The organism is Micromonospora chalcea, from assembly GCF_002926165.1.
In the GTDB taxonomy this organism is placed as follows: domain Bacteria; phylum Actinomycetota; class Actinomycetes; order Mycobacteriales; family Micromonosporaceae; genus Micromonospora; species Micromonospora chalcea.
In genome coordinates, this window is record NZ_MAGP01000139.1 from 1 (window position 1) to 24,269 (window position 24,269).

Below are 24,269 nucleotides of genomic sequence, written 5' to 3' on the forward strand. Positions count from 1 at the left end.
GCCCCCATCCGCTTCGCCTGCCCGCCCGAGGCGAGCATCCTCACGCTGATCTCCCGCTGACCCCGCCGCCCGGCGTCCCCGCTTCCCGGCAGATCTTGGTACGCGCCCGCCCCTCCGAGGGCCGGTTCGTACCAAGATCTGCCGCCCGCGCGGAGCGGGGGGTACCGAGTTTGACCGTGCGGGCGGGTGGGCTACTATTTGTCGGCACGCCTCGGGGTGTGGCGCAGCTTGGTAGCGCGCTTCGTTCGGGACGAAGAGGTCGTCGGTTCGAATCCGGCCACCCCGACCAGAGGTAAGAGGGCACATCCGATCCATCGGATGTGCCCTCTGCGTTTCCCCAGCCGTGATCACCCTCGCAGTAGGATCCCGGCATGCCACGGCCGATCGTCTTCGACCTCTTCCACACCCTGGTCCACGGCGCCGACGACGAGCGGGACCGAGTGGTCGGCGAGATGGCGCTCCTGGTCGGGGTGGCTCCGGCGGCGCTCGTCGCCGCGTACCACGCGACATGGCGGGACCGGCTCGTCCGGTGGAGCGCGGAGGAGACCGTCCGCATCCTCGCCGAACGCCTCGGCGGCTCGCCGACGGACGAGCAGGTAAGCCGCGCCGCCGCGCATCGGCGTGCGCTGGCCCGCCGCGTGCTGAACCGCGTCCCGGTCGGCACCCTGGACGTGCTCGATGCGCTGCGCGAGCGCGGCCACCGGCTGGCCTTGATCAGCAATGCCACTTCCGAGACCGCCGAGGCGTGGGCGGCCGGCCCACTCGCCCGGCGCTTCGACGTCGCGGTCTTCTCCAGCGCGGTCGGGCTGGCCAAGCCGGACCCGGCGATCTACCGCACCGCCGCGCAGCGCCTGGGCGTCGCGCCGGCGGAATGCGTCTACGTGGGCGACGGCGCGGACGGCGAACTGGCCGGCGCGGCGGCGGTCGGCATGACGGTGCTGCGGACCACCGAGCACCAGGACACCGATCCCGGCTGGATCGGACCGGTGATCGCGAACCTCCGTGACCTGCCCACCCATGTGGAGCAACCGGCCTCGACCGAATAGATCGACAGGACTGCCCGAAGCCACCCCGCCACGCGGCGTCGACCCTGCCGCCTGGCAAAGTTATGCGCATGCCGCCGATGATCCGATCCCGCCTGACCGATTGGACCACCGTCGCGCCCCTGGTCGCCGTGCTCGTGCTCGTGATGACCTGGGGACGGGAGCTGCCCGGCCCGCTCATCTTCGTGGTGGCGGCCCTGCTCGCGGCGGCTGTACTGGCGGCCGTACACCACGCCGAGGTGGTGGCGCACAAGGTCGGTGAGCCGTACGGCTCGCTCGTGCTGGCGGTGGCGGTCACCGTGATCGAAGTCGGTCTGATCGTCACGCTGATGATCAGCGGTGGGGACAAGACGCAGGCGCTGGCGCGGGACACCGTCTTCGCCGCCGTCATGATCACCTGCAACGGCATCCTCGGCCTGTCGCTGCTGCTCGGCGCGCTGCGCCGGCAGGTGGCGGTGTTCAATCCGGAGGGCACCGGAGGGGCGCTGGCGACGGTGGCGACGCTCGCCACGCTCAGCATGGTGGTGCCGACGTTCACCACGAGCCGGCCGGGCCCGGAGTTCTCCCCCGCCCAGCTCGCCTTCGCGGCGGTCGCCTCGCTGGCCCTCTATCTGCTGTTCGTGATGGTGCAGACCGGCCGGCACCGCGACTACTTCCTCCCGGTCACCCAGGAGGGCAGCATCCTCGCCGAGGACAAGACCGGCGACGGCCACGCCGAGCCGCCGTCCACACGTACCGCCCTGGCCAGCCTGGCCCTGCTGGTGGTGGCGTTGGTCGCGGTGGTCGGCGACGCGAAGACGATCTCTCCGGCGATCGAGACCGCGGTCAGCGCGGCGAACCTGCCGCAGGCGTTCGTCGGCGTGGTCATCGCGCTGCTGGTGCTGCTGCCGGAGACGCTCGCCGCCGCCCGGGCGGCCCGGCGGGACCGCGTGCAGATCAGCCTCAACCTCGCGCTCGGCTCGGCCATGGCCAGCATCGGCCTGACCATCCCGGCCATCGCGATCGCCTCGATCTGGCTGGACGGGCCGCTGATGCTGGGCCTGGGCGGCACCCAGATGACGCTGCTGGCGCTGACCGCTGTGACAGCGGTGCTCACCGTCGTGCCGGGCCGGGCCACTGTGCTCCAGGGCGGCGTGCACCTGGTGCTGCTCGCCGCGTTCGTCTTCCTGGCCGCGAGCCCGTAGGCCGACGCGCCAGCCGCGGGCCCGTAAACCGACGCGCCAGCCGCCGGCCGGTGAGCCGCCGGCCCAACGGGTCCGTCAGTCGTGCGTCTCCGTGCGCGCCACCTCGGCGAACGCGGCGGTCAGGTACTCGGCGACCGGTCGTCCGGTGACCGCCAGCAGGTCGGCCACGAGCAGCGGGGCGTGCCGGGCGACCGCTGCCGGGCCGGGCGGATTGTCGTCGTCACCGGGGTCGTAGACGCCGAGCGCGCCGGCCAGCAGCACCAGCAGCACGTGCGGGTCGACGTCGGCCCACCAGGCCGCCGCCGACCGGACGCACTGTTCCAGCACCTGGCGTACGTCGTCGCCGTCCAGCCCGTCCGGATGCCCCTCCTCCAGCAGCAGCCGGACCACGCCGCCGAGCACCAGCCCGGACCGGTCGGCGGTGGCCAGCCGCTCGACGGCCGGGGCGTACGCCTCGGCGTCGCGGGCCTGCGCGGCGCCCACCGCGTCGGTGGCCGTCTCGGCGATCTCGCGGGCCGGTGCGGGCAGGTGCCGCCAGGTCGTCGTCACCGGGTCAGCATGGCAGAGCACGTGTGTTCGCTCACCTTCCGGCCCAGCGACCGCGTGTGTAAGGGGTAAACGGGTCGCGAGAGTCGTACCCGAAGCACAGAATCCCTGCCATGCTGCGCCGCGCCCTGCCCGCCCGTCCCGAAGCCCGCCGGATCCTGCTCGGCACGCTGTTCTCCGCGGTCGGGCGCGGCCTCACCCTGCCGTTCCTGTTCATCTACCTCACCGACGTACGCGGCCTGACCGACACCCGGGCCGGGCTGGTGATCGGCTGGTTCGGCGCTGTCACGCTGGCGCTCTCGCCGCTGGCCGGCACGTTCATCGACCGCTTCGGCGCGCGCCGGGTCGTGTTGCCCTGCCTGGTGATCGAGGCGATCGGCGTCGGCTCACTGGCGCTCGTCGACTCGACCGCCTCGGCGTTCGGCGTGATGACGCTCATCGCCGTCGGCAGCTCGGCGATCTGGGCCGGGCAGAACACGATCCTCGCCTCGCTCACCGACGACGGCGAGCGGCAGCGCGTCTTCGGGCTCAACTTCGCGCTGCTCAACCTCGGTATCGGCACGGGCGGCCTGATCTCCGGCGCGGTGGTCGACGTGGCCCGTCCGGTCACGTTCGAGGTGATCTACCTGCTGGACGCGGTGAGCTACCTGACGCCGGCGCTGATCCTGCTGACGCTGCCGCACGTGGGGCGCCGGCCGGTCGCGGCCACGGGGGCGAAGGCCGCCGACCGGAGGACCGGCGGCTACCTCACGGTGCTGCGGGACCGGCCGTTCCGCCGCCTCGTCATCTTCGGCCTGGTGCTCACCACCTGCGGGTACGCGCAGATCGAGGTGGGCTTCGCGGCGTACTCGGTGCGGGTGGTCGAGGTGACGCCGCGCGTGGTGGCGTGGGCGCTCGCCGCGAACACCGTCATGATCGTGCTCTCCCAGCTGCTGGTGATCCGGCGGCTGGAGGGGCGCAGCCGTACCCGTGCCCTGGCCACCGTCGGCGCGGTGTTCGCCGGCGCGTGGCTGGTGCTCGGCGCGGCCGGCGTGGTGGGCAGCGGCAACGCGCTGCTCGCGGCGCTCGGCGTGGTGGCCTGCTCGGCGATCTTCGGGTTCGGCGAGACGATGCTGTCTCCGGTCATGCCCGCGCTCACGAACGCGCTCGCCACCGACGAGCTGCGTGGCCGGTACAACGCGATGAGCTCGATGATCTTCGGGATCAGCGGTGTGGTCGGCCCGGTCACCGCCGGGCCGCTGATCGGCGCGGCGAACGGCCGGGTCTGGGTGGCGGTCGTGGTGGGCGGCTGCCTGGCCGCCTCGCTGCTCGCGCTGTCGCTGCGTCCGCTGCTCACCGCCGCGCAGGACGGCCGCCTGACGGCCGCCGAGACGCCGGAGCCCGAGCCCGCGCGGGCGACCTGACCCGGGACACGTCCCCGGCGGCCTGACACGCGAACGGGCCCCGCAGCATTCGCTCCGGGGCCCGTCGGCAGTGCGGTCGGCGGTCAGCCGGCGGCGACCTCGGTGGTGGTGCGGATCCGGTCCAGCGCCGGCGGGGAGACCGGCGACTTCTCGGTCAGGTACGCGGTGAAGGCGTCCAGGTCGATCTGGCCGGTCACCGCGTTGGTGCCGCCGGTCAGGACGCTGAAGCCGTCGCCGCCACCGGCGAGGAAGTTGTTCACGGTGACCCGGTAGGTGGCGGCGTCCGTCACCAGGGTGCCGTTGATGGTGAGGCTGCCCCGGACCACCCGGGTGCCGGCGCACGGCGTGCCGGCCGGCGCGGTGGTGCCGTCGACGTCCACGACGTAGTTGACGGTCGAGGACGCGTAGAGCACGCGCGCCACTGTGAACTGCTGCTCCAGCATGCAGTAGAGCTGCGCGCCGGTCAGGTCGAGCGTCACCAGGTTGTTGGCGAACGGCTGCACGGTGAACGCCTCGGCGTAGGTGACCGGGCCGGCGTCGAGGTCGGCGCGTACGCCACCGGGGTTCATGAACGCGGCGACCGCGTTCTGCTCGGTGTCGGTCGCGGCGAGCTGCGCGTCGGCGATCAGGTTGCCCAGCGGCGACTCACCGGTCTGGTACGTCGGCTTGCCGTTGGCGTCGACCCCGGTCTGGTACAGGTTCTCCTGCGTCTTGGTGATCGCCGCGGTGGTCTCGCCGACGACCCGGTCGGCCACCGGGCCGAGCGCGGTCTTGTACCGGTTGATCAGGTCGGTCGAGGGCTTGTCCGGCGCCACGTCCCGGGTGACCACCACGTTGTTCGCGGACGCGCTCACCACGTCGCGGGTACGCGGGTCGATCTTCAGGTCGATCTGGGTGACCAGGCGGCCGAACGAGCTGGCGCTGGTGACCAGCTTGCCGTTGATGTTGCAGTTGTACGCGGCGTGGGTGTGCCCGCTGACGATCACGTCGATGGACGGGTCCATCCGGTTGGCGATGTCGACGATCGGGCCGCTGAACCCGGTGCAGTCGTTGATGCCGCCGCCGTTCTGCACGCCGCCCTCGTGCAGCAGCACGACGATGCTCTTGACGCCGAGCAGGCGCAGGATCTTGGCGTACTTGTTGGCGGTGTCGGCCTCGTCGCTGAACCGCAGGCCGGCGACGCCCTGCTGGCTGACGATGTTCGGGGTGCCCTCCAGGGTCATCCCGATGAAGCCGATCGGCACACCCTTGACGATCTTGATGCCGAACGGCTGCATCAGGGGCAGGCCGGTGGAGGTCTTGAACGCGTTCGCCGAGAGGTACTTGAACTTGGCGCCACCGAACGGGGTGCCGTCGGCGCAGCCGTCCACCGGGTGGCAGCCGCCGCGCTGCATGCGCAGCAGCTCGGCCGCGCCCTCGTCGAACTCGTGGTTGCCGACGCTCGCGAACTCCAGCCCGGCGAGGTTCATCTCCTCGATGGTCGGCTCGTCGTGGAACGCGGCGGACAGCAGCGGCGAGGCGCCGATCAGGTCACCGGCGGCGACAGTGACGGTGCCCTTGCCCTGCTTCTTGGCCTCGGCGCGCATCGACTTCAGGTGGCTGGCCAGGTATTCCGCGCCACCGGCCGGCTGGCCGTCGATGGTGCCGCTGGACCCGCTCGGCGGCTCCAGGTTGCCGTGGAAGTCGTTGATCGCGAGCAGCTGGACGTCGACCGGCTTCGGGCGCGCCTCGGCCTGGTCGGGGGTGACGGCGACAGCGGTGAACGCGGTCGCGGCGAGTGCGGCCAGGCCGACTACGGCCCGGCGTCGCATCCCGGTGACGGACATGGAACTCCTCGTGAGATACCGATGCTGGTGTCCGGACGATGGTTCGCCCGGTGGCCCTGGTCCGTGCCATGACAGGGGTCGATCGTGGAAGGCGGCAATCGGGGAACGCCACCCCCGCTCGGGGGTAGCTTCTCATCCACCGGGCCTCAGGTCGACCGGGGTGGCATTCGGAATCGTCGACGTGGTGGGAGACCCGTACCGGTCCGCCGGACGAGTCGGACATGACGGTCTGGTGAATTTCCGCGCGGCGCTCGCTGTCGATGCCCGCGTCGTGAAGGGCGCCGGCTCCCAGGGACAGGGAGCCGGCGCCGACGCTCATGTCACGCGCAATTCCTTGCGCTGGCAACCGTCCTCGCCGGAATCAGCGCCTGGCGGACACCCATCGCGAGCCGAACGGTCGTTCACGTCTGACGGATCGACATCCGCAACGGACTGTCCGAATTCGACCGAAGCCCCGGAGAGCCGGTTCGAAAGCCGGCTGTGGGTGGCGGCGACGAGCCCGCGCAACGCCCGCCGGTTCCACCGCCCGGCGACTCCCGGACGGCCCGCCAGGTAGCCGACGATCCGCGCGGTGTCCCAGCCGTGCGCCTCCCGCAGACCGCGCGCCAGCATCCCGAGATAGAGCGGAGCGGGCCGGGTCCACGGCACCTCCACCGCGCGGTGCGGCGCGGTGAACGTGAGCATCGGCAGCCCTTCGCGGACGCCGACCCGCAGCAGCGTCTCGTAGCGGCCCGGCCCGAGCCTCGCCCGCCCGGTCTCGACCGCCGCGCGGATACCGGCCAGGTCGGCGCCCGGCGGCCGGTACATCTCCTGCGCCGCGATGTCGGCGAACTGCTCGACGGTCACCAGGTAGCCGCGCGCAGCCGCCCGGCCGGGCAGCTGCGGGTCGTAGAACGCCATGCCGCCGGTCCAGGCCCGCGACTCGCCCGCGAAATAGACCCCGCCGGGGATCAGCGCCGGGACGGTCCGGCGCGGTGGCCGGCAGTCCCGGCAGCCGGGGTACGTGCGCAGCCCGCCGGGTGGGCGTCCGCCACGCAGGTACCAGTCGAGCCGGGCGGCGTGCAGGTTCGAGCCGTACGCGACGTACCAGAGCATCGGCGTCGCCGTCAGAACCAGCAGGTGCGCCCGGCGGCGTGGCTGACCTGGACGGTGTGTGTCACGCAGCCGCCGTCGGCGACCAGGTGCAGCAGGAAGGCCGTCGGCTCGGCGACGAACCCCGGCTCCTCCTCGTCGGTCATGGCGAGGCTCACCTGGATCCACGTGCTCGGCGCGACGGTCAGCACCGTACCGGCGAACGCGCTTGTCACCTGGCGGTGCAGGTGCCCCGCGGCGACGCGTACGACATGGGGGTGCCGGCCGACCACGGCGGCGAGCGCGTCGGCGTCCGCGAGGCCCATCGCGTCCATGCCCGGTACGCCGACCGCGACCGGCGGATGGTGCAGGCACACGACGGCGGGCGCGTCGGTACGCCCGCCGAGCACCCCGTCGAGCCAGGCGAGCTGCTCGTCGCCGAGCCGGCCGCCGGTGCTGCCCGGGGTGAGCGAGTCGAGCACCACGAGCGTCGCGTCCGGCAGGTCGACGTGGTAGTGCGCCGAGAAGCCGCCGGCCAGGTAGGGGGTGCCGCCGAACGTGTCGAGCAGCGACTCGCGGTCGTCGTGGTTGCCGGTGGCCAGGTGCACCGGTAGCGGGAACGCGCCGACGATCTCGCGCAGGGCGAGGTATTCGTCCGGCCGGCCGTTGGCGGTCAGCGCGCCGGTGATCACCACGCAGTCGGGCCGGGGACGCAGCGCGAGCACCGTGCCGAGCGCCCGGTGCAGCCCGGACGCCGGGTCGGCCGCGAGCGGGCCGGTGGTCACGTGCGGGTCGCTGAGCTGGGCGATGAGCATCGGCCGCCTCCTCGGGGTGCCCGGGCCCTCACGCTATCGCCGCGCGCCCTCCCCGCGCAGGCCCGATCCCGCCCACAGGCTGCGTCCACAGCCTGTGGATAGCACATGTGTACGAAGGTCGGTGACGGTCGCGCTGAGTACGCTTGATCGCGACCTACCCCCTCCGAGCAGGAACGACGTGGATCACGAGCGAGTACTCCGCGACGTCACGGTGCGCCTCCCCACGGCGTCCACCGTCCCGGAGGCGTGCCAGTGGACGGTCGCCGCGCTCGCCCGGCACACCCCGGCGACCGCCGCCGTCCTGCTCCGGGTCCACGACCGTCTGCGCTGCGTCGCCGCCACCGGCGCGTGGCAGGTCTTCTCGCACGTCCCGGCGACCGCCGACGCGCCCGCCCGCCACCGACCCGAACCCTCGGTGGTGCGGCGGGTGTACGCCTCGGGGGTGACCGCCGTCGTGCCCGACGTGAGCGCCGACCCCGACTACCTGCCGGTCCGGCCGGACGTCACCGCCGAACTCTGCGTTCCGGTACGCGACCCGGACGGCCGGCCCATCGGCGTGCTCGACCTGCAGTGGTGCGAGCCCGTCCCGCTCGCGGCGTGGCGGGAGACCGCCGAACTGGTGGCCGACCGCCTCGGCGGGCGGATCGCCGCGCTCGGCGGGTCACCGGCCGAGAGCCGCAGCGAGAAGCTGCTCCGGCACGCCGCCGCGTTCACCGCCGCCCCGACCGACTGGGACCTGATGACCGCCGCGCTCGCCGCGGCCCGGGACGTGTCGGCGCTCTCCGCCGCCGTGCTGGTCCTCACCGGGCGGAGCGGCCCACGCCTCGGCGCGCCCACCGACACCCCCGGCGAGTTGGAGACACGCATCCGCGCCGAGCTGGCCGAGGCCGGCCCGGCCGCGCTGGACCGCATGATCGACCGGGCCCACCGGTACGGCTCGGCGTACACGCTGGGCGAGGCGGGGCACCCGCCCACCGAGGAGTACCTGCCGCTGACCCGGGCGGGCGCGCGCACACTGGTGGCGGTGCCGGTCGGCACGCCGGCCGCCGGCGGCGTGCTGCTGGTCGCCGACGAGCAGCGCCTGCGCCCCGACCCGACCACTGTCAACCTGATCGAACTGCTCGCCGGGCAGGCGTGGACCTGCCTGGACCGGCTGCGTACGCTCGCCCGGCTGCGCGAGCAGGCCAGCTCCGACCCGCTCACCGGGCTACGGCACACCGGCCCGTTCGGGCAGCGGATCGCCACCGCCACGCCGGGGCGTACCGCCCTGCTGGCGATCGACGTGGACGGGTTCAAGGACGTCAACGACACGTACGGCCACCAGGCCGGCGACCGGCTGCTGGTGGGGCTGGCCCGGGCACTGGAGGGCGCGCTGCGCCAGGGCGACGAGCTGTACCGGACCGGCGGGGACGAGTTCGTGGCGGTGATCGAGGTGAGCCGCCCGGAGGAGGCGGTCCGGATCGCCGAGCGGCTCACCGAGGCGGCCCGCCGTACCGGCCGGACGATCAGCGTCGGCATCGCGCTGCCGCGGCCCGGCGAGTCCCCCGAACGCACCCTGCACCGAGCCGACCAGGCCCTCTACGCGGTCAAGCGCCACGGCCGAGACGGAGTCCACCTCTCCGCCGCCTGACCACCTTCTCCCCCGCGATCCCGCGATCTTGCACTTGCGGCCCGAAGCACGGGGCATTTACCCCTTATGCCAGGGCGTGAAGTGCAAGATCGACGGGGCTAGGCGGTGAGTTCCCTGGCGAGGAGTTCGGCGATCTGGGCCGTGTTCAGGGCGGCGCCCTTGCGGAGGTTGTCGCCGGTCACGAAGAGGTCGAGGGCTCTCGGGTCGTCGACCGCGCGGCGGATGCGGCCCACCCAGGACGGGTCGGTGCCGACCGCGTCGATCGGCATCGGGAACTCCCCGGACGCCGGGTCGTCGACCAGGATCACGCCCGGCGCGTTGCGCAGCACCTCGCGGGCTTCCTCGGCGTCCACCTCGGTGGCGAAGACCGCGTGCACGGCGACCGAGTGACCGGTCACCACCGGCACCCGTACGCAGGTGGCGGAGACCTTGAGGTCGGGCAGCCCGAGGATCTTGCGGGACTCGTTGCGGAGCTTCAACTCCTCCGACGACCAGCCGTCGTCTGCGAGCGAGCCCGCCCACGGTACGACGTTGAGCGCCAGCGGCGCCGGGAACGGACCCAGCTCGTCGCCGACGGCCTGGCGCACGTCACCGGCGCGGGAGCCGAGCGCCCGGTCCCCGGCGATCTTGCCGAGCTGCAGGTGCAGCGCGTCCACGCCGGCCTGCCCGGCCCCGGACACCGCCTGGTACGACGCGAGCACCAGCTCGCGCAGGCCGTACGCGCGGTGCAGCGGGGCGATCGCCACGATCATGGCCAGCGTGGTGCAGTTGGCGTTGGCGATGATGCCCCGGGGTCGGTTGCGTACCTGGTCGGGGTTGATCTCGGGGACGACGAGCGGCACCTCGCGGTCCATCCGGAACGCGCCGGAGTTGTCGACCACCACCGCGCCGCGCGCGACGGCGACCGGGGCCCACTGCGCCGACACGTCGTCCGGCACGTCGAACATGGCCACGTCGACGCCGTCGAGAGCGTCCGCGGTGAGGGCCTGGACGGTCAGCTCCTCGCCCCGGCACTGCACGCGCCGGCCGGCCGACCGCTCGGAGGCGAGCAGCCGGATCTCGCCCCACACGTTGCGCCGGGAGGAGAGGATCTGGCACATCACCGTACCGACGGCACCTGTCGCCCCGACCACGGCGAGGGTGGGCAGCGACGCCACGGCGCGTTACCGCCCGGTGCCGGCGTAGACGACGGCTTCGGTGTCACCACCCAGCTCGAAGGCGTCGTGGATGGCGCGGACCGCCTTGTCCAGGTCGGTGTCGCGGCAGACCACGGAGACCCGGATCTCCGAGGTGGAGATCATCTCGATGTTGACGCCGGCCGCGCCGAGGGCGGCGAAGAAGCCGGCGGCCACTCCCGGGTGCGAGCGCATGCCGGCGCCGATCAGGCTGACCTTGCCGACGTGGTCGTCGTAGAGCAGGCCCTTGAACTTGACCGTCTCCTGGATCTTGCTGAGCGCGGTCATCGCGGTCGGGCCGTCCGCCTTGGGCAGCGTGAACGAGATGTCGGTGCGGCCGGTGCCCTCGGTGGACACGTTCTGCACGATCATGTCGATGTTGATCTCCGCGCCGGCGACCGTGTCGAAGATGCGCGCGGCGGCGCCCGGCTCGTCGGGCACACCGACGATCGTGATCTTCGCTTCGCTGCGGTCGTGGGCGACCCCGGTGATCAGTGCCTGTTCCACAGGAAGGTCCTCCATCGATCCGGTGACCATCGTGCCGGTGTTGGTCGAGTATGACGAACGGACGTGGATCGGCAAGCCCGCGCGCCGCGCGTACTCGACGCTGCGCAGATGCAGCACCTTCGCGCCGCAGGCGGCCAGTTCCAGCATCTCCTCGTAGGTGATCCGGGTGATGTGCCGGGCGTTCGGCACGATCCGAGGGTCGGCGGTGAAGATGCCGTCCACGTCGGTGTAGATCTCGCAGACGTCCGCCTCCAGCGCGGCGGCGAGCGCCACGGCGGTGGTGTCCGAGCCGCCCCGCCCGAGCGTGGTGACGTCCTTGGTGTCCTGCGAGACGCCCTGGAAGCCGGCGACGATGACCACCGCGCCCTCGTCCAGCGCGCCCTTGAGCCGCCCCGGGGTCACGTCGATGATCCGGGCCCGGCCGTGCACCGAGGTGGTGATCACGCCCGCCTGGGAACCGGTGAACGAGCGGGCCTCGTACCCCAGGTTGTGGATGGCCATGGCGAGCAGCGCCATGGAGATCCGCTCCCCGGCGGTGAGCAGCATGTCCAGCTCGCGGCCGGGCGGCAGCGGGCTGACCTGGTTGGCGAGGTCGAGCAGCTCGTCGGTGGTGTCGCCCATGGCAGACACCACCACGACCACGTCGTCGCCGGCCTTGCGCGCGGCCACGATGCGCTCGGCCACCCGCTTGATCCGCTCGGCGTTGGCGACGGAGGACCCGCCGTACTTCTGCACCACGAGTGCCACGACGGTGCACTCCCTCCCAGCGACGACCCTGAGCGTGCCGACGCCGCCGGGTCTCTCGGTCCGGCGGCGCGTGTCAGACCGCCTCAGCCTATCGGGCGGCCCGCGACGCCGGGTCGGGTGATCCCACCATCCGGCCCCGGCGTGGGGCGGCTCACCAGCCCGGGAGTACGCGACACGCCAAGCGGTACAGCCGTACGGTGGGCTGTCCGCGGCCGCCCGGACGACGCAGAATGAGCCGGTGCACGCTCATCGACGCGCGGCCCGCCGGGCGACCGGCGCGCTCGCGCTCATCCTGCCGACGCTGCTGGCCGCCTGTGTGAACGACCGGCCCGAAACGGCGCCCACCGGCTCCGCCGACCCGGTGCCGGTGCAGGTGGACGCCGCCCGCGACGAGCTGGCCGGGCTGGCCGCCGCCGCGCAGGACCGGCACCACACCGCCGCGTACTCCTTCACCCCGGCCGAAGGCGCTCCCCGCACGGTGGCGGTGACCAGCGCCAACGACGGCAGCTGGCGGGTCGACGTGCCCGGCTGGGGGCGGGACGGGACGGTGGACGTCTCGCTCGCCGCCACCTCCGACGGGCTGTTCCAGTGCGCGCTGCCCTCGGCCGGCTGGACGCAGGCGGCCAGCTGTGTCCGGCTCGGCGACGCCGACGACGCGGTGCCCCGCCGGCTCGACCCCAGGGTGCAGCACCCGTTCACCGACTGGCTGGAGGTGCTGACCGACAGGCGCGCGCCGCTCGCTGTCTCCCCCGCCGCGCCGCTGCCCGGCGTCACCGGCCGGTGCTACTCGGTCGACACGACCTCCGCCTCGCTGAACGCGCCGTTGGACGTGGGCATCTACTGCTTCCGGGAGGACGGCACACCGGCGGCGGTCCGGGCCGGCTTCGGCACGCTGACGCTGACCGGCGAGCCCGGCGCCGCGCCGGGCACCGTCGAGCTGGCCGGCGCGGTGACCGACGGCGAGCCGGTGAGCCGGGACGCCCCGAGCCCGGGAGCGCCGTGACGCGTTCCGCTCAGCCGCCCCGCGCGGCCCGGAGCAACGCGGCACCGACCTCGGTGTTGCGGTAGAGCACGTGCCGCCCGGCGCGGGACCGGGTGACGAGACCGGCGGCGTGCAGCGCGGAGAGGTGCTGGGACACGTTCCCGGCGGACAGCCCGGTGAGCCGGGCGAGGTCCGTGGTGGTCGTCGCCGCGTCGAGCAGGTTCAGCAGGGCGGCCCGGCCGCCGCCGACCACCCGGGCGAGCGCGTCGCCGGCCGGTTCAGGTCCGCGTTCCCACAGCGTCCCGACCGCCCGAACCGGGTACGCCGCGGCCGGCAACGAGTCCTCCAGCAGGTTCCACAGCACCCGCTGGCGGCTGAACACGCTCGGGTTCAACGCCAGCCCTCGCCCCCGCAGGTCGAAGTCCCGCTCGAACGGGTCGTCGCTGACCACCCGGTCGCCGAGCCACCGCAGGCCGGGGTGGAGCCGCTCGAACAGATTCCCCGTCCCGCCCTCGGCGAGCTGGGCCGCCCGGTACGCGACGTCGGCGTCGAGCACCGCTCGCATCCGCGGCCAGTCCGGGGCGATCGCCTCGTCGTACCAGACCCGCATCGCCTCGACGAGCGGCGGCAACAGCTCGGTCGGGTCGGCGAGCAACGCCCGCCCGAACGGGCGTAGTGGTCCGCTCGGCGGGGTCGCCAGCAGGTCCCGGACCACCACGTCGGGCGGCGTCGCGGCGATCTGGTCGAGCTGGCCGTCCATCTCCACCCCGGGGCGGGCCGCCGGGGTGAGGAAGTCGGGCAGCCAGCGGCGCGGCAGGGTGAGGTGCACCAGCGGAGAGACGCGCTCGGCCACCTCCGGGCGGCGCAGCGTCGCCCGGGCCCGGTCGATCCACTGCAGGTGCACCGGATAGCGGGCCGGAGCGGCGAGCGCCCACATGCTCATGACCGTCTCGTTGGCCGGCGACACACCGAACCGCACACCCGCGACGTCGGCCAGCGTGAACCGCAACTCGGACATGCGCACCCCCCCGATTCGCCTCAGCCTAAAAGGCTCGACCGGCACGCGGGGGGCACGATCTGCTCATCGGTCATGGGGGCCAGAGAGAGCATCCGCACCGCCGTCCGCGACGTCGTACCACCGGCCGGGCTGACCCGCGCCCTGGCCGTGCAGGCGATGGTCTACGCCGTCGGCACCGGACTGTTCCAGGCGGGCAGCGCCGTGTTCTTCACCCGGGCGCTCGGGCTGAGTCCGGCCCAGGTGGGTCTCGGCCTCTCCCTCGCCGCCGGCGCGTCACTGCTCGGCACCGTGCCGCTGGGCGGGCTCACCGACCGGTACGGGCCGCAGCGGGTGTGGATCGTCTGCCTGTTGCTGGACGCGGCGCTGTTCGCGGCGTACCCGTTCGTCGGCGGCTTCGCCGGGTTCCTCGCGGTGGTGATCGCGCTGGCCGTGACGGGCGCGGCGACCGGCGTGGCCCGCCAGGTCTACTCGATCAACGTGCTGCGCCCGGAGGAACGGGTCACCGCCATGGCCTACCAGCGCTCCTCGCTGAACGTCGGCTTCGGGATCGGCGCGCTGATCAGCGGCCTGGTGCTGGCCGTCGACACGATCTGGGCGTACCGCGGGATGGTCTGGTTCATCGCCGTGGTCTTCCTGGTGACCGCCGGTTTCGTCCGCCGGCTGCCGCGACTGCCGGAGGTGACCCGCACGGCCGAGCCGATGAGCCGACTGGCGGTGCTGCGGGACCGGCCGTTCATGACCGTCGCGCTGCTCTCCGGGCTGCTCACCGCGCACCAGACGCTCTACCTGACGGTGATGCCGCTGTGGATCCTCACCCACACCGACGCGCCGAAGACGATCATCGCCGGGCTGGTGCTGCTCAACACCGTGCTGATCGTGCTGTTCCAGGTACGCGCCAGCCGGGGCGCGGACGACGCGCCGGGCGCGGCCCGTGCGTCCCGTCGGGGCGCGGTTTTGATCGCCCTGTTCTGCCTGGTCCTGCCGATTTCCGGCGCGACCCGGGGAGCGCTCACCGTGGTCGCGCTGGTGGCCGCCGCGACACTGCTCATCCTGGCGGAGCTGATCGAGTCGGCGGGCGCCTGGGGACTCACCGCCACGCTGCCACCCGCCGCCCAGCGCGGCGCGTACGTCGGCGCGTTCGGGCTCGGCTCCCAGTTGCAGTTCCTGATCGCTCCGGCCGGGCTGACCGCGCTCGGCGTGAGCACCGGCGGCTGGGGCTGGTACCCGGCCGCGGCGATCTTCATCCTCGTCGGACTGGCGATCGTGCCCGCGGTGACCCGGGCGGAACGGACACCTCGGCTACCGGACGTGGCGAAGCCCTCCGGCTCCGTGACTCTGGTCCCATAGTCCGGACCAGCCTTCCCACGGCACGTCCCACCACGTAGGGTGACCTTGTCATGTGGCGCGCGTACCTTCTCCTTGGCTGCCGCGACGAGGCCTGACCGGCCGGCACCTCGTCGCGGAGTCGCTACGCGCCGTCCAGCACATCCGATCTTCTTCTCGGCACCGCCGCGCACCGTCGCCCGGCAGCCCGCCGACACCTTTCCGATCTGCTGACGCCACATGTTCCAGGGAGCACTCCGAGATGGCTCAACCTGTCACCGAGACCGATCCGTTCGCCAGCCAGCGCCCCAGCCGGATGCCGGTCCACCGCTACGTTCCGTACGACCGTGAGTTCGGCGTCGACCTGCCGGACCGCGCCTGGCCGACCCGCCGCGTCGAGGCCGCGCCCCGCTGGTGCGCAGTCGACCTCCGCGACGGCAACCAGGCCCTGATCGACCCGATGTCGCCCGAGCGCAAGCGCCGGATGTTCCAGCTCCTGGTGCAGATGGGCTACAAGGAGATCGAGGTCGGCTTCCCGTCGGCGAGCCAGACCGACTACGACTTCGTACGGCAGCTGATCGAGCAGGACCTGATTCCCGAGGACGTCACCATCCAGGTGCTGACCCAGTGCCGGGAGCACCTGATCGAGCGGACCTTCGAGTCGCTGCGCGGCGCCCGCCGGGCCATCGTGCACTTCTACAACTCCACCTCGACGCTGCAGCGCCGGGTGGTCTTCGGCCTGGACCGCGACGGCATCACCGACATCGCCACGCAGGGCGCGCGGCTGTGCCAGAAGTACGCGGAGATCCACACCCCGGACACCGACATCCACTACGAGTACTCGCCGGAGTCGTACACGGGCACCGAGCTGGAGTACGCGCTGGAGGTCTGCTCGGCGGTCATCGACGTGATCGACCCGACGCCGGACCGGAAGCTGATCATCAACCTGCCGGCCACCGTCGAGATGGCGATGCCGAACGTCTACGCCGACTCGATCGAGTGGATGCACCGGCGCCTGCCCCGGCGGGACAGCCTGGTGCTGAGCCTGCACCCGCACAACGACCGGGGCACCGGCGTGGCCGCCGCCGAGCTGGGCCTGCTGGCCGGCGCCGACCGGATCGAGGGCTGCCTGTTCGGCAACGGCGAGCGCACCGGCAACGTCGACCTGGTGACGCTGGGCCTGAACATGTTCTCCCAGGGCATCGACCCGATGATCGACTTCTCGAACATCGACGAGATCAAGCGCGCCGTCGAGTACTGCAACCAGCTGCCGGTGCACGAGCGCCACCCGTACGCGGGCGACCTGGTCTACACGGCGTTCTCCGGCTCGCACCAGGACGCGATCAACAAGGGCTTCGCCGCGCTGAACGCCGACGCCACGGCGGCCGGGGTGCCGGTCGACGACTTCACCTGGGCGGTGCCCTACCTGCCGATCGACCCGAAGGACCTGGGCCGCACCTACGAGGCGGTCATCCGGGTCAACTCGCAGTCCGGCAAGGGCGGCGTCGCGTACATCATGAAGACCGAGCACCAGCTCGACCTGCCGCGCCGCCTCCAGATCGAGTTCTCCGGCGTGGTGCAGCAGGTCACCGACCACGACGGCGGCGAGGTCGAGCCGGGCGCCATGTGGGGGATCTTCGCCCGCAACTACCTGGTCGACCACCAGGTCGACCCGGCCGTCAAGCTGGCCGAGTACACCATCGGCACCGTCGACGGCAAGGTCGAGATCGACGCCCGCGTCGGCTTCGGCGGGGAGACCCGCGCGCTGACCTCCGTCGGTAACGGCCCGATCGACGCGTACGTCAACGCGCTGCAGTCCCTGGGCGTGGCGGTACGGGTGCTCGACTACCACGAGCACGCGCTGTCCTCCGGTGGGGACGCGCAGGCCGCCGCGTACGTGGAGTGCGAGGTGGACGGCCGTACGGTGTGGGGCGTCGGGGTGGACGCGAACATCGTCACCGCCTCGATCAAGGCGGTCACGAGCGCGGTGAACCGCACCCGCGCCTGAGGTGTAAGGAAGGGCCCCTTCTTAACGCATTCTGCATAGGAGGGGGCCCTTCTTAACGCTTCCGCCCGGGGCGGTGGATCAGCACGGCGGCTAGCACCGCGCCGGCGAGCAGCAGCCCCGCGCACCACGCCAACGCCCCCCGGTACGCGCCTGCCAGCGCGCCCTTCTGCTCGTACCCGGTGCCGGACAGCCCGACCAGCAGCGGCAGCGCGGCCACCGCGAGCAGACCGCCGGCCCGGGACGCGGCGTTGTTGAAGCCGCTCGCCACCCCGGCGAACCGGTCCGAGACCGCGCCGAGCACCGACGTGGTCAGCGGCGCGACCACGAGCGTGAGCCCGGCGCCGAACAGCGCCACGCCCGGCAGCACGTCCACCCAGTACGACGCACCAGGCCCGACCCGGCGCAGCAGCAGCAGACCCACGGCGGCGATCACCGGGCCGACGGTGAGCGGCAGCCGGGGACCGATGCGGGCCGACAGCGCGCCCGCGCGCGGCGAGCCGACCAGCAGCAGCACCGTCATCGGCACTGTGGCCAGGCCGGTGAGCAGCGCCGACCAGCCGACCACGTTCTGCAGGTAGACGGCGAGGAAGAAGGTGAACCCGCCGAGCGCGGCGTACACCACGACGGTGAAGACGTTCAGCACGGAGAACAGCCGGCTGGAGAACAGCCCGGTGGGCAGCATCGCGGTGTCGCCACGCCGCCGCTCGACCAGCACGAACACCACCACGGCGACCACCCCGAGCACTGCCGCGACCAGCACCGCCGGGGAGGCGCCGCGCGCCGGGGCGTCGATCAGCGCGTACGTGACTCCGCCGAGCGCGAGCGCGCCGAGCAGCGCACCGGCCACGTCGAACCGCCGCCCCTTTCCGGTACGAGACGCCGCCTCGTCGCGGCTCTCCGGCACCCAGCGCAGCGCGGCGAACACCACGCCCACGGCCAACGGCAGGTTGACGAAGAAGATCCACCGCCAGGAGAGCGTGTCGATGAGCCAGCCGCCGAGCAGCGGGCCGAGCGCTGTGGACACGCCGGACAGTCCGGACCAGGTGCCGATGGCCCGGCCCCTGTCGTCCGGGTGGAAGCTGGCCTGGAGCACCGACAGCGACCCGGGGGTGAGCAGCGCCCCGCCGGCGCCCTGGAGGAACCGGGCGGCGATGAGCCAGCCGGTGTCCTGGGCGAGCCCGCAGAGCACCGACGCCACCGCGAACCAGACCACGCCGAGCAGGAATATGCGCCGCCGCCCGAACCGGTCCCCGAGCGCGCCGCCGAGCAGCACGAACGCGGCAAGCATGAGCAGGTAGCCGTTCACGGTCCACTGCAGACCGGCGACGGTGGCGTCCAGCTCCGCGCCGAGGCGCGGCAGCGCGACGTTGACGACAGTGCTGTCGAGGAACACCATGCCGGAGGCGAGGATCGCGGCGAGCAGCGTGCCGCGTCCGGCGGCGGAGCCGGTACGCAGCGCGGGAGCGGGTGCGGGTGCGGTCACGTCTCACCACTCTGCCCGCCGCCCATCCTCGACGCCACGAATCGCAGAAACCGCCGCCGGGTACTGTGCGGACTCGCCCGGAGCACGCAAGCTGGAGAGGTGTCGTCTGTGCGTACGAGATCAGGAGCCCGAGCCGGGCTGGCGGCCGCGCTGAGCGCGGTGCTCGCCCTCGGCGTGGCCGGCTGCGAGGTGTCGGTCACCGAGCCGGAGGCGCCGCCGAGCGCCGCCGGGAACGTCAACAAGCAGCTCGGTGAGCTGACAGTGGCCACCGCCGGGTCGATGAAGGGCTACAGCCGTTCCCGCTTCCCGCACTGGCGGGGCACCGGCAAGAACTGCGACGTACGCGACAGCGTGCTGCAGCGCGACGGCGAGGACATCAAGCTGTCCGGCTGCAACGTGGTGGGTGGCCGGTGGGAGAGCGTCTACGACGGGGTGGTGCTGACCGATCCGTCGGGCGTGGACATCGACCACACGGTGCCGCTGGCCGCCGCGTGGCGGTCGGGCGCGGACGAGTGGGACGACTCGAAGCGCGGCGACTTCGCCAACGACCTGACCCGGCCGCAGCTCATCGCGGTTTCGGCGCGGTCCAACCGGGCAAAGGGTGACCAGGATCCGTCCCAGTGGAAGCCGCCGAACCGGTCGTCCTGGTGTCAGTACGCGGCGGACTGGGTGACGGTCAAGCACTACTGGCGGCTGACTGTGACAAGTGCCGAGAAGGCCGCTCTCACCGACATGCTGGAGGGCTGCACATGGGCGAGCAAACCGTGACCGGGCCGGACGCCACACCGGCCCCGGCGGGCACGCCGGAGACAGACGCCGCACCCGCCGGTCCGGCCTCGGCCGGGATGACGGCGGACGGCCGGCAGCCGGAGTCGGCGGACGTCGCCGGGGCGGGCATGACCGCCGACGCGGTGCCGGGGGCGCCGGCCGGGGGCGCGCCGGCCGGACCGGCGGACCGGACCACCGACATCGTCCCCGGTCCGGGCGGGGTCATGACCGACGAGGTGGGCGTGGTGACCGGCGAGCTGACGCTGCGCACCGAGCACGCCGACGGCCGGGTGACGCTGCGGGTGCAGTACAAGGACGCCGACGAGTGGTACGCGGTCACCGGCGGTTCCGCGCCGCTGGCCGACCCGGCGGCGCTGGACGCCGTGCACACGATCGCGGTGGGGCTGCTCAACCGCCCCGAGGGCTGACCGACAGACAAAAGGCGCGTCCCCACCCGGCCCGGTGGGGACGCGCCTTTGTCTGATCAGACGTACGAGCCGGGCTCGCTGGGCGCGGAGACCACGCCCGGCTCCTCACCCTCGCCCTCCGGCCGGGTGATCTTCGCGGTCACCTCGTGCGGGCGCAGCTCACCGGCGGCGATCTGCTCGGCCCAGTGGCAGGCCACCCGGCTGGCGCCGATCTGGCGCAGCTCCGGCCGCTCGTCGGCGCAGCGGGTCGGCTGCGCCCACGGGCAGCGGGTGTGGAACCGGCAACCCGACGGCGGGTTGGCCGGCGACGGCAGGTCCCCGGCGAGCAGGATGCGCTCGCGCCGGTCCTCCACGTCCGGGTCCGGCACCGGGACCGCCGACATCAGCGCCCGGGTGTACGGGTGCAGCGGCTCGGTGTAGAGCCGGTCGCTCGGCGCCTCCTCGACCAGCGCGCCCAGGTACATCACGCCGACGATGTCGGAGATGTGCCGTACCACCGCCAGGTCGTGCGCGATGACCAGGTAGGTCAGGCCGAGGCTGTCCTGGAGTTCGTCCAGCAGGTTCACCACCTGCGCCTGGATCGACACGTCGAGCGCGGAGACCGGCTCGTCGGCGACGATCAGCTCCGGGCCGAGGACGAGCGCGCGGGCGATGCCGATGCGCTGGCGCTGGCCGCCGGAGAACTCGTGCGGGTATCGGGACAGCGCCCACTTGGGCAGTCCCACCGCGTCCAGCGTCTCACCGATGATCCGCCGCCGGTCGTTGCGGTCGGTGCCGATGCCGTGGGTCTGGAGGCCCTCGGTGAGGATCGACTCGACGTTCTGCCGGGGGTCCAGGCTGGACATCGGGTCCTGGAAGATCATCTGCATCCGGCGGCGCATCGTCCGCAGCTTGCCGGCCGGCAGCGTGGTCAGCTCGACGCCGTCGAACTGCACCTCGCCGGCGGTCGGCGGGGTGAGCTGCAGCAGCGCCCGGCCGAGCGTGGACTTGCCACAGCCCGACTCGCCCACCAGCCCGTACGTCTTGCCGCGCGGGATGCTCAGGTCGACCCCGTCGACGGCTTTGACGTGCCCGACGGTCCGGTCGAAGAGCACGCCCCGCCGGATCGGGAAGTGCACCTTCAGGTCGCGGACCTCGACGAGGATGTCGTTGTCGCTCATGGGGTCTCCTCCTCGCGCGGCGCCGGTCCGAAACCGGGCGCCGCGGGCGGGTCGGCCGGCTCGGCCTGGGCCGGCACCGTACCCGGCTCGGCGGTCGTCGGCGCGCTGGCCCGGACCTCCGCCTCCGGGGTCAGGCCGGGGATCGGCACCGGGTTGACGCAGCGGTAGCTGCGCGCGTCGTGGGTGAGCACCAGCTCCGGCGGCTCGCCCACGCACTCGTCGACACGGCGGGCGCAGCGCGGGGCGAACGCGCAGCCGTCCGGCCAGGGCAGCACGTCGCGCACCGAGCCGGGGATGGGGTTGAGCCGTTCGCCACGGCCGGCGTCCAGGCGGGGCACCGAAGCGAGCAACCCCTCGGTGTACGGGTGCCGGGGCTGGCGGAAGAGCGGACGGCGGGTGGCCGTCTCCACCACCCGGCCGGCGTAGAGCACGTTGATGGTGTCGCACATGCCGGCCACCACGCCGAGGTCGTGGGTGATCATCACCAGCGCGGTGCCGGAGTCGCGGACCAGGTCCTTCAGCAACTCCAGGATCTGCGCCTGGATGGTGACGTCGAGCGCGGTGGTCGGCTCGTCGGCGATCAACAGCCGGGGCTGGCAGGCGACCGCCATGGCGATCAGCGCCCGCTGCCGCATGCCGCCGGAGAGCTGGTGCGGGTACTCCTTGAGCCGGCGGCGCGGGTCCGGGATGCCCACCCGGTCGAGCAGCTCGGCGGCCTCCTTGGCGGCCGCCTCGCCCTTCATCCCCCGGTGGCGGGTCAGCACCTCGGTCACCTGCAGCCCGATCGGGATGACCGGGTTCAGCGAGGAGAGCGGATCCTGGAAGATCATCGCCACGTCCCGGCCGCGGATGTCGCGGCGGGACCGGTCGTCGAGCTGGAGCAGGTCGCTGCCGTCGAAGACCGCCTTGCCGCCGACCCGCAGGCCCGGCTGCTTCGGCAGCAGGCCCATGATCGCCAGCGACGTGACGCTCTTGCCGCAGCCGGACTCGCCGACCAGGCCGACCACCTCGCCGGCGTCGACCGAGAAGGACACCCCGTCCACCGCGCGCACGGTGCGCTGCCCACGCCGGGCGAACGTGACGGAGAGGTCGTCCACTTCGAGCAGTGCCATGAGAGAGACCTACTTCCGCAGCTTCGGGTCGAGGGCCTCGCGCATCGCCTCGCCGAGCAGGGTGAAACCGAGCGCGGTGATGATGATGCCGAGCGCCGGGTAGATCGCCAGGCCCGGCCGGATGCCCAGGTACGGCTGCGCGTCGGCGAGCATGACGCCCCACTCCGGGATGGCCGAGTCGGGGTTGCCGAGGCCGAGGAAGGAGAGCGCGGCGGCCTCGATGATCGCGGTCGCCAGCGTCAGCGTGGCCTGGACGATGACCGGGGCGATCGAGTTCGGCACCACGTGGGTGAGGGCGATCTTCGACCGCTTCACGCCGAGCGCCGTCGCCGCCAGCACGTAGTCGCTGTTGGACTGCGCGATCATCGAGCCGCGCAGCAACCGGGCGAAGATCGGCACGGACACCACACCGACGGCGATCATCACGGTGGTGAGGCTGGCGCCGAGCAGCGCCGCGATGCTCACCGCGAGCAGCAGGCTCGGCATGGCCAGCAGCATGTCGATGAAGCGCATCAAGGTGGTGTCGATCCAGCGGCCCCAGCGTCCGCCCAGCCCGGCCGCCGCGCCGGCGACGCCGCCGATCAGCGCGCCGACCGCGAGACCGATCAGGGTGGAGACCACGCCGACGAGCAGCGTCTGCCGGGCCCCGACGACCAGCCGGCTGAACTCGTCCCGGCCCTGGTGGTCGAAGCCCAGCCAGTGGTCGGCGGAGGCGCCCGGGATGATGCCCTGGCCGGATTTGACCAGCCCTTCCCGGATGCCGATCGAGTCCGTCGGGCTGTACGGGACGAAGAACGGCCCGATCACCGCGACCAGGACGAAGACGGCCAGGATGACGACGCCGATGATGGCCGCCGGGTTGCGCCGCAGGCGGCGGAACGCCTCCTTCCAGAGGCTCACCCCCTGCTCGTCCTCGCGGGCGGACAGTTCGGCGAGCCGGTCGATCTTCTCGCGCTTCTTGCCTCCGGTGATGGTCATCGCACCCTCACCCTCGGGTCGATCACGCTGTAGGAGAGGTCGACCAGGAGATTCACCAGCACGTACACCACCGCAATGATCATGATGAAGCCCATCAGCACCGGATAGTCGCGCTGGCTGATCGACTCGGCGACGAACGCGCCGATGCCGCTGAAGGCGAACACGGTCTCGGTGAGCACCGCGCCGGAGAGCAGGAGACCGGTCTGCAGACCGATCGAGGTGGCCACCGGCAGCATCGCGTTACGCAGCACGTGCCGGCGACGGACGGTCCGCTCGGTCAGGCCCTTGGCCTCGGCGGTCCGGACGAAGTCCTCGTTGAGCACCTCGAGGACGCTGGCCCGGGTGATCCGGACGATGATCGCGAGCGGGATGCTCGCCAGCGCGATGCCCGGCAGCACGAGGTGCCAGAGCGCGTCGGCGGCGGCGTCCCACTCGCGGGTCATGATCCCGTCGAGGACGAAGAAGTTGGTGACCCGGGTCGCCCCGATGGTCGGGTCCTGACGGCCACTGGAGGGGAACCAGCCCAGGTTCTCGGCGAAGATCGCCTTGAGCACGTACGCCAGGAAGAAGACCGGGATGCAGATGCCGATGAGCGATCCGCCGACCGAGGCGTGGTCGAGGAACCGGCCGCGGCGGCGGGCGGCGAGGTAGCCGAGCGGGATCCCGATGCCGACCGCGAGGATCATGGCCATGACGGTCAGCTCGACGGTGCCGGGGAACCGCTCCAGGAACTCCGTGGTGACGGCCCGCTTCGTGCCGGTCGACGTGCCCAGGTCGAGCCGGATCATCCGCCGCAGGAAACGGGCGTACTGAACCAGGATCGGCTCGTCGAGACCGAGGTTGCGCCGGATCGCGGCGCGGGACTCGGGCGTGCCCCGTTCACCGAGGATCGCGGTCTCGGGACCGCCGGGAAGTCGGCGGAGCCAGATGAACAGCAAAACGGAGAGCCCGAACAGCGTTGGTATCAGCTGTAGCAGGCGTCTGACGATGAACCGGAACACGGGCGCCTCGGAGGGTGTGCGGAGGGGTGCGGGCGGGCGCTGTGGTCACAGCGCCCGCCCG

General features: G+C 72.5%; 21 protein-coding genes and 1 tRNA gene. 10 read left to right on the forward strand and 12 right to left on the reverse strand.

Going from position 1 to position 24,269, the window contains the following annotated elements; genetic code table 11:
• Nucleotides 1-212 precede the first annotated feature (212 nt).
• The 3 genes from BAW75_RS23320 (at nucleotide 213) to BAW75_RS23330 (ending at nucleotide 2,227) form a co-directional block, all read left to right on the forward strand.
• Nucleotides 213-289, forward strand: a tRNA-Pro gene (locus tag BAW75_RS23320).
• 82 nt (nucleotides 290-371) lie between these two features.
• Complete coding sequence (locus BAW75_RS23325) at nucleotides 372-1,046, forward strand: HAD family hydrolase (RefSeq protein WP_104114927.1); 675 nt, start codon at nucleotides 372-374, stop codon at nucleotides 1,044-1,046.
• 77 nt (nucleotides 1,047-1,123) lie between these two features.
• Nucleotides 1,124-2,227 (forward strand): calcium:cation antiporter, encoded by a 1,104-nt coding sequence (locus BAW75_RS23330; protein ID WP_043330855.1) that lies wholly within the window; start codon nucleotides 1,124-1,126, stop codon nucleotides 2,225-2,227.
• A gap of 75 nt (nucleotides 2,228-2,302) precedes the next feature.
• Here BAW75_RS23330 and BAW75_RS23335 read toward each other — a convergent pair whose 3' ends face one another.
• On the reverse strand, nucleotides 2,303-2,776 hold the full coding sequence (locus tag BAW75_RS23335; protein ID WP_244206235.1) for a hypothetical protein: 474 nt from the start codon (nucleotides 2,774-2,776) through the stop codon (nucleotides 2,303-2,305).
• A 110-nt stretch (nucleotides 2,777-2,886) separates the two neighbouring features.
• On the opposite strand from BAW75_RS23335, the gene BAW75_RS23340 reads away from it, so the two are divergent.
• Entirely contained in the window at nucleotides 2,887-4,176 is a 1,290-nt protein-coding gene (locus BAW75_RS23340) for an MFS transporter (RefSeq protein WP_104114929.1), read from the forward strand.
• Between the two features lie 83 nt (nucleotides 4,177-4,259).
• On the opposite strand, the gene BAW75_RS23345 is transcribed toward BAW75_RS23340, so the two are convergent.
• The 3 genes from BAW75_RS23345 to BAW75_RS23355 form a co-directional block, all read right to left on the reverse strand.
• Nucleotides 4,260-6,002, reverse strand: coding sequence for a bifunctional metallophosphatase/5'-nucleotidase (locus BAW75_RS23345; protein WP_104114930.1), 1,743 nt, complete (start codon nucleotides 6,000-6,002; stop codon nucleotides 4,260-4,262).
• Nucleotides 6,003-6,317: 315 nt separating this feature from the next.
• On the reverse strand, nucleotides 6,318-7,097 hold the full coding sequence (locus BAW75_RS23350; RefSeq protein WP_231915504.1) for a histone deacetylase: 780 nt from the start codon (nucleotides 7,095-7,097) through the stop codon (nucleotides 6,318-6,320).
• Nucleotides 7,098-7,108: 11 nt separating this feature from the next.
• Nucleotides 7,109-7,888 carry a metallophosphoesterase gene (locus BAW75_RS23355; RefSeq protein WP_104114931.1) on the reverse strand — a complete coding sequence of 260 codons (780 nt, stop codon included), beginning with the start codon at nucleotides 7,886-7,888 and terminating at the stop codon, nucleotides 7,109-7,111.
• Between the two features lie 178 nt (nucleotides 7,889-8,066).
• On the opposite strand from BAW75_RS23355, the gene BAW75_RS23360 reads away from it, so the two are divergent.
• Complete coding sequence (locus BAW75_RS23360; RefSeq protein WP_104114932.1) at nucleotides 8,067-9,518, forward strand: sensor domain-containing diguanylate cyclase; 1,452 nt, start codon at nucleotides 8,067-8,069, stop codon at nucleotides 9,516-9,518.
• A gap of 98 nt (nucleotides 9,519-9,616) precedes the next feature.
• Here the strand turns inward: BAW75_RS23360 and BAW75_RS23365 are convergent, their stop codons facing one another.
• A complete protein-coding gene (locus BAW75_RS23365; RefSeq protein WP_104114933.1) occupies nucleotides 9,617-10,675 on the reverse strand; it encodes an aspartate-semialdehyde dehydrogenase in 1,059 nt (352 codons plus the stop codon).
• A 6-nt stretch (nucleotides 10,676-10,681) separates the two neighbouring features.
• Entirely contained in the window at nucleotides 10,682-11,947 is a 1,266-nt protein-coding gene (locus BAW75_RS23370; protein ID WP_030502103.1) for an aspartate kinase, read from the reverse strand.
• Nucleotides 11,948-12,185: 238 nt separating this feature from the next.
• On the opposite strand from BAW75_RS23370, the gene BAW75_RS23375 reads away from it, so the two are divergent.
• Nucleotides 12,186-12,950, forward strand: coding sequence for a hypothetical protein (locus tag BAW75_RS23375; RefSeq protein ID WP_051611336.1), 765 nt, complete (start codon nucleotides 12,186-12,188; stop codon nucleotides 12,948-12,950).
• Between the two features lie 10 nt (nucleotides 12,951-12,960).
• Here BAW75_RS23375 and BAW75_RS23380 read toward each other — a convergent pair whose 3' ends face one another.
• Nucleotides 12,961-13,947 (reverse strand): DUF5937 family protein, encoded by a 987-nt coding sequence (locus BAW75_RS23380; RefSeq protein WP_104114934.1) that lies wholly within the window; start codon nucleotides 13,945-13,947, stop codon nucleotides 12,961-12,963.
• 72 nt (nucleotides 13,948-14,019) lie between these two features.
• Here BAW75_RS23380 and BAW75_RS23385 point away from each other — a divergent pair, with 72 nt between their 5' ends.
• A complete protein-coding gene (locus tag BAW75_RS23385) occupies nucleotides 14,020-15,294 on the forward strand; it encodes an MFS transporter (RefSeq protein ID WP_064446811.1) in 1,275 nt (424 codons plus the stop codon).
• A gap of 238 nt (nucleotides 15,295-15,532) precedes the next feature.
• Nucleotides 15,533-17,278 carry a 2-isopropylmalate synthase gene (gene leuA, locus BAW75_RS23390; protein ID WP_104114935.1) on the forward strand — a complete coding sequence of 582 codons (1,746 nt, stop codon included), beginning with the start codon at nucleotides 15,533-15,535 and terminating at the stop codon, nucleotides 17,276-17,278.
• 52 nt (nucleotides 17,279-17,330) lie between these two features.
• On the opposite strand, the gene BAW75_RS23395 is transcribed toward leuA, so the two are convergent.
• A complete protein-coding gene (locus BAW75_RS23395; protein WP_104114936.1) occupies nucleotides 17,331-18,761 on the reverse strand; it encodes an MFS transporter in 1,431 nt (476 codons plus the stop codon).
• Nucleotides 18,762-18,869: 108 nt separating this feature from the next.
• On the opposite strand from BAW75_RS23395, the gene BAW75_RS23400 reads away from it, so the two are divergent.
• Entirely contained in the window at nucleotides 18,870-19,529 is a 660-nt protein-coding gene (locus BAW75_RS23400) for an HNH endonuclease family protein (RefSeq protein WP_069089554.1), read from the forward strand.
• A complete protein-coding gene (locus BAW75_RS23405; protein WP_069089553.1) occupies nucleotides 19,511-19,957 on the forward strand; it encodes a hypothetical protein in 447 nt (148 codons plus the stop codon). Before BAW75_RS23400 ends, BAW75_RS23405 begins: the two co-directional genes overlap by 19 nt.
• 56 nt (nucleotides 19,958-20,013) lie before the next feature.
• Here the strand turns inward: BAW75_RS23405 and BAW75_RS23410 are convergent, their stop codons facing one another.
• Genes BAW75_RS23410 through BAW75_RS23425 form a run of 4 tightly spaced genes read right to left on the reverse strand, consistent with a single transcriptional unit; the run spans nucleotide 20,014 to nucleotide 24,208 of the window.
• On the reverse strand, nucleotides 20,014-21,117 hold the full coding sequence (locus BAW75_RS23410) for an ABC transporter ATP-binding protein (RefSeq protein ID WP_104114937.1): 1,104 nt from the start codon (nucleotides 21,115-21,117) through the stop codon (nucleotides 20,014-20,016).
• Complete coding sequence (locus BAW75_RS23415; protein WP_104114938.1) at nucleotides 21,114-22,229, reverse strand: ABC transporter ATP-binding protein; 1,116 nt, start codon at nucleotides 22,227-22,229, stop codon at nucleotides 21,114-21,116. Before BAW75_RS23415 ends, BAW75_RS23410 begins: the two co-directional genes overlap by 4 nt.
• Before the next feature lie 9 nt (nucleotides 22,230-22,238).
• On the reverse strand, nucleotides 22,239-23,207 hold the full coding sequence (locus tag BAW75_RS23420; RefSeq protein ID WP_104114939.1) for an ABC transporter permease: 969 nt from the start codon (nucleotides 23,205-23,207) through the stop codon (nucleotides 22,239-22,241).
• Complete coding sequence (locus BAW75_RS23425; protein ID WP_069089549.1) at nucleotides 23,204-24,208, reverse strand: ABC transporter permease; 1,005 nt, start codon at nucleotides 24,206-24,208, stop codon at nucleotides 23,204-23,206. Before BAW75_RS23425 ends, BAW75_RS23420 begins: the two co-directional genes overlap by 4 nt.
• Between the last annotated feature and the right edge of the window lie 61 nt (nucleotides 24,209-24,269).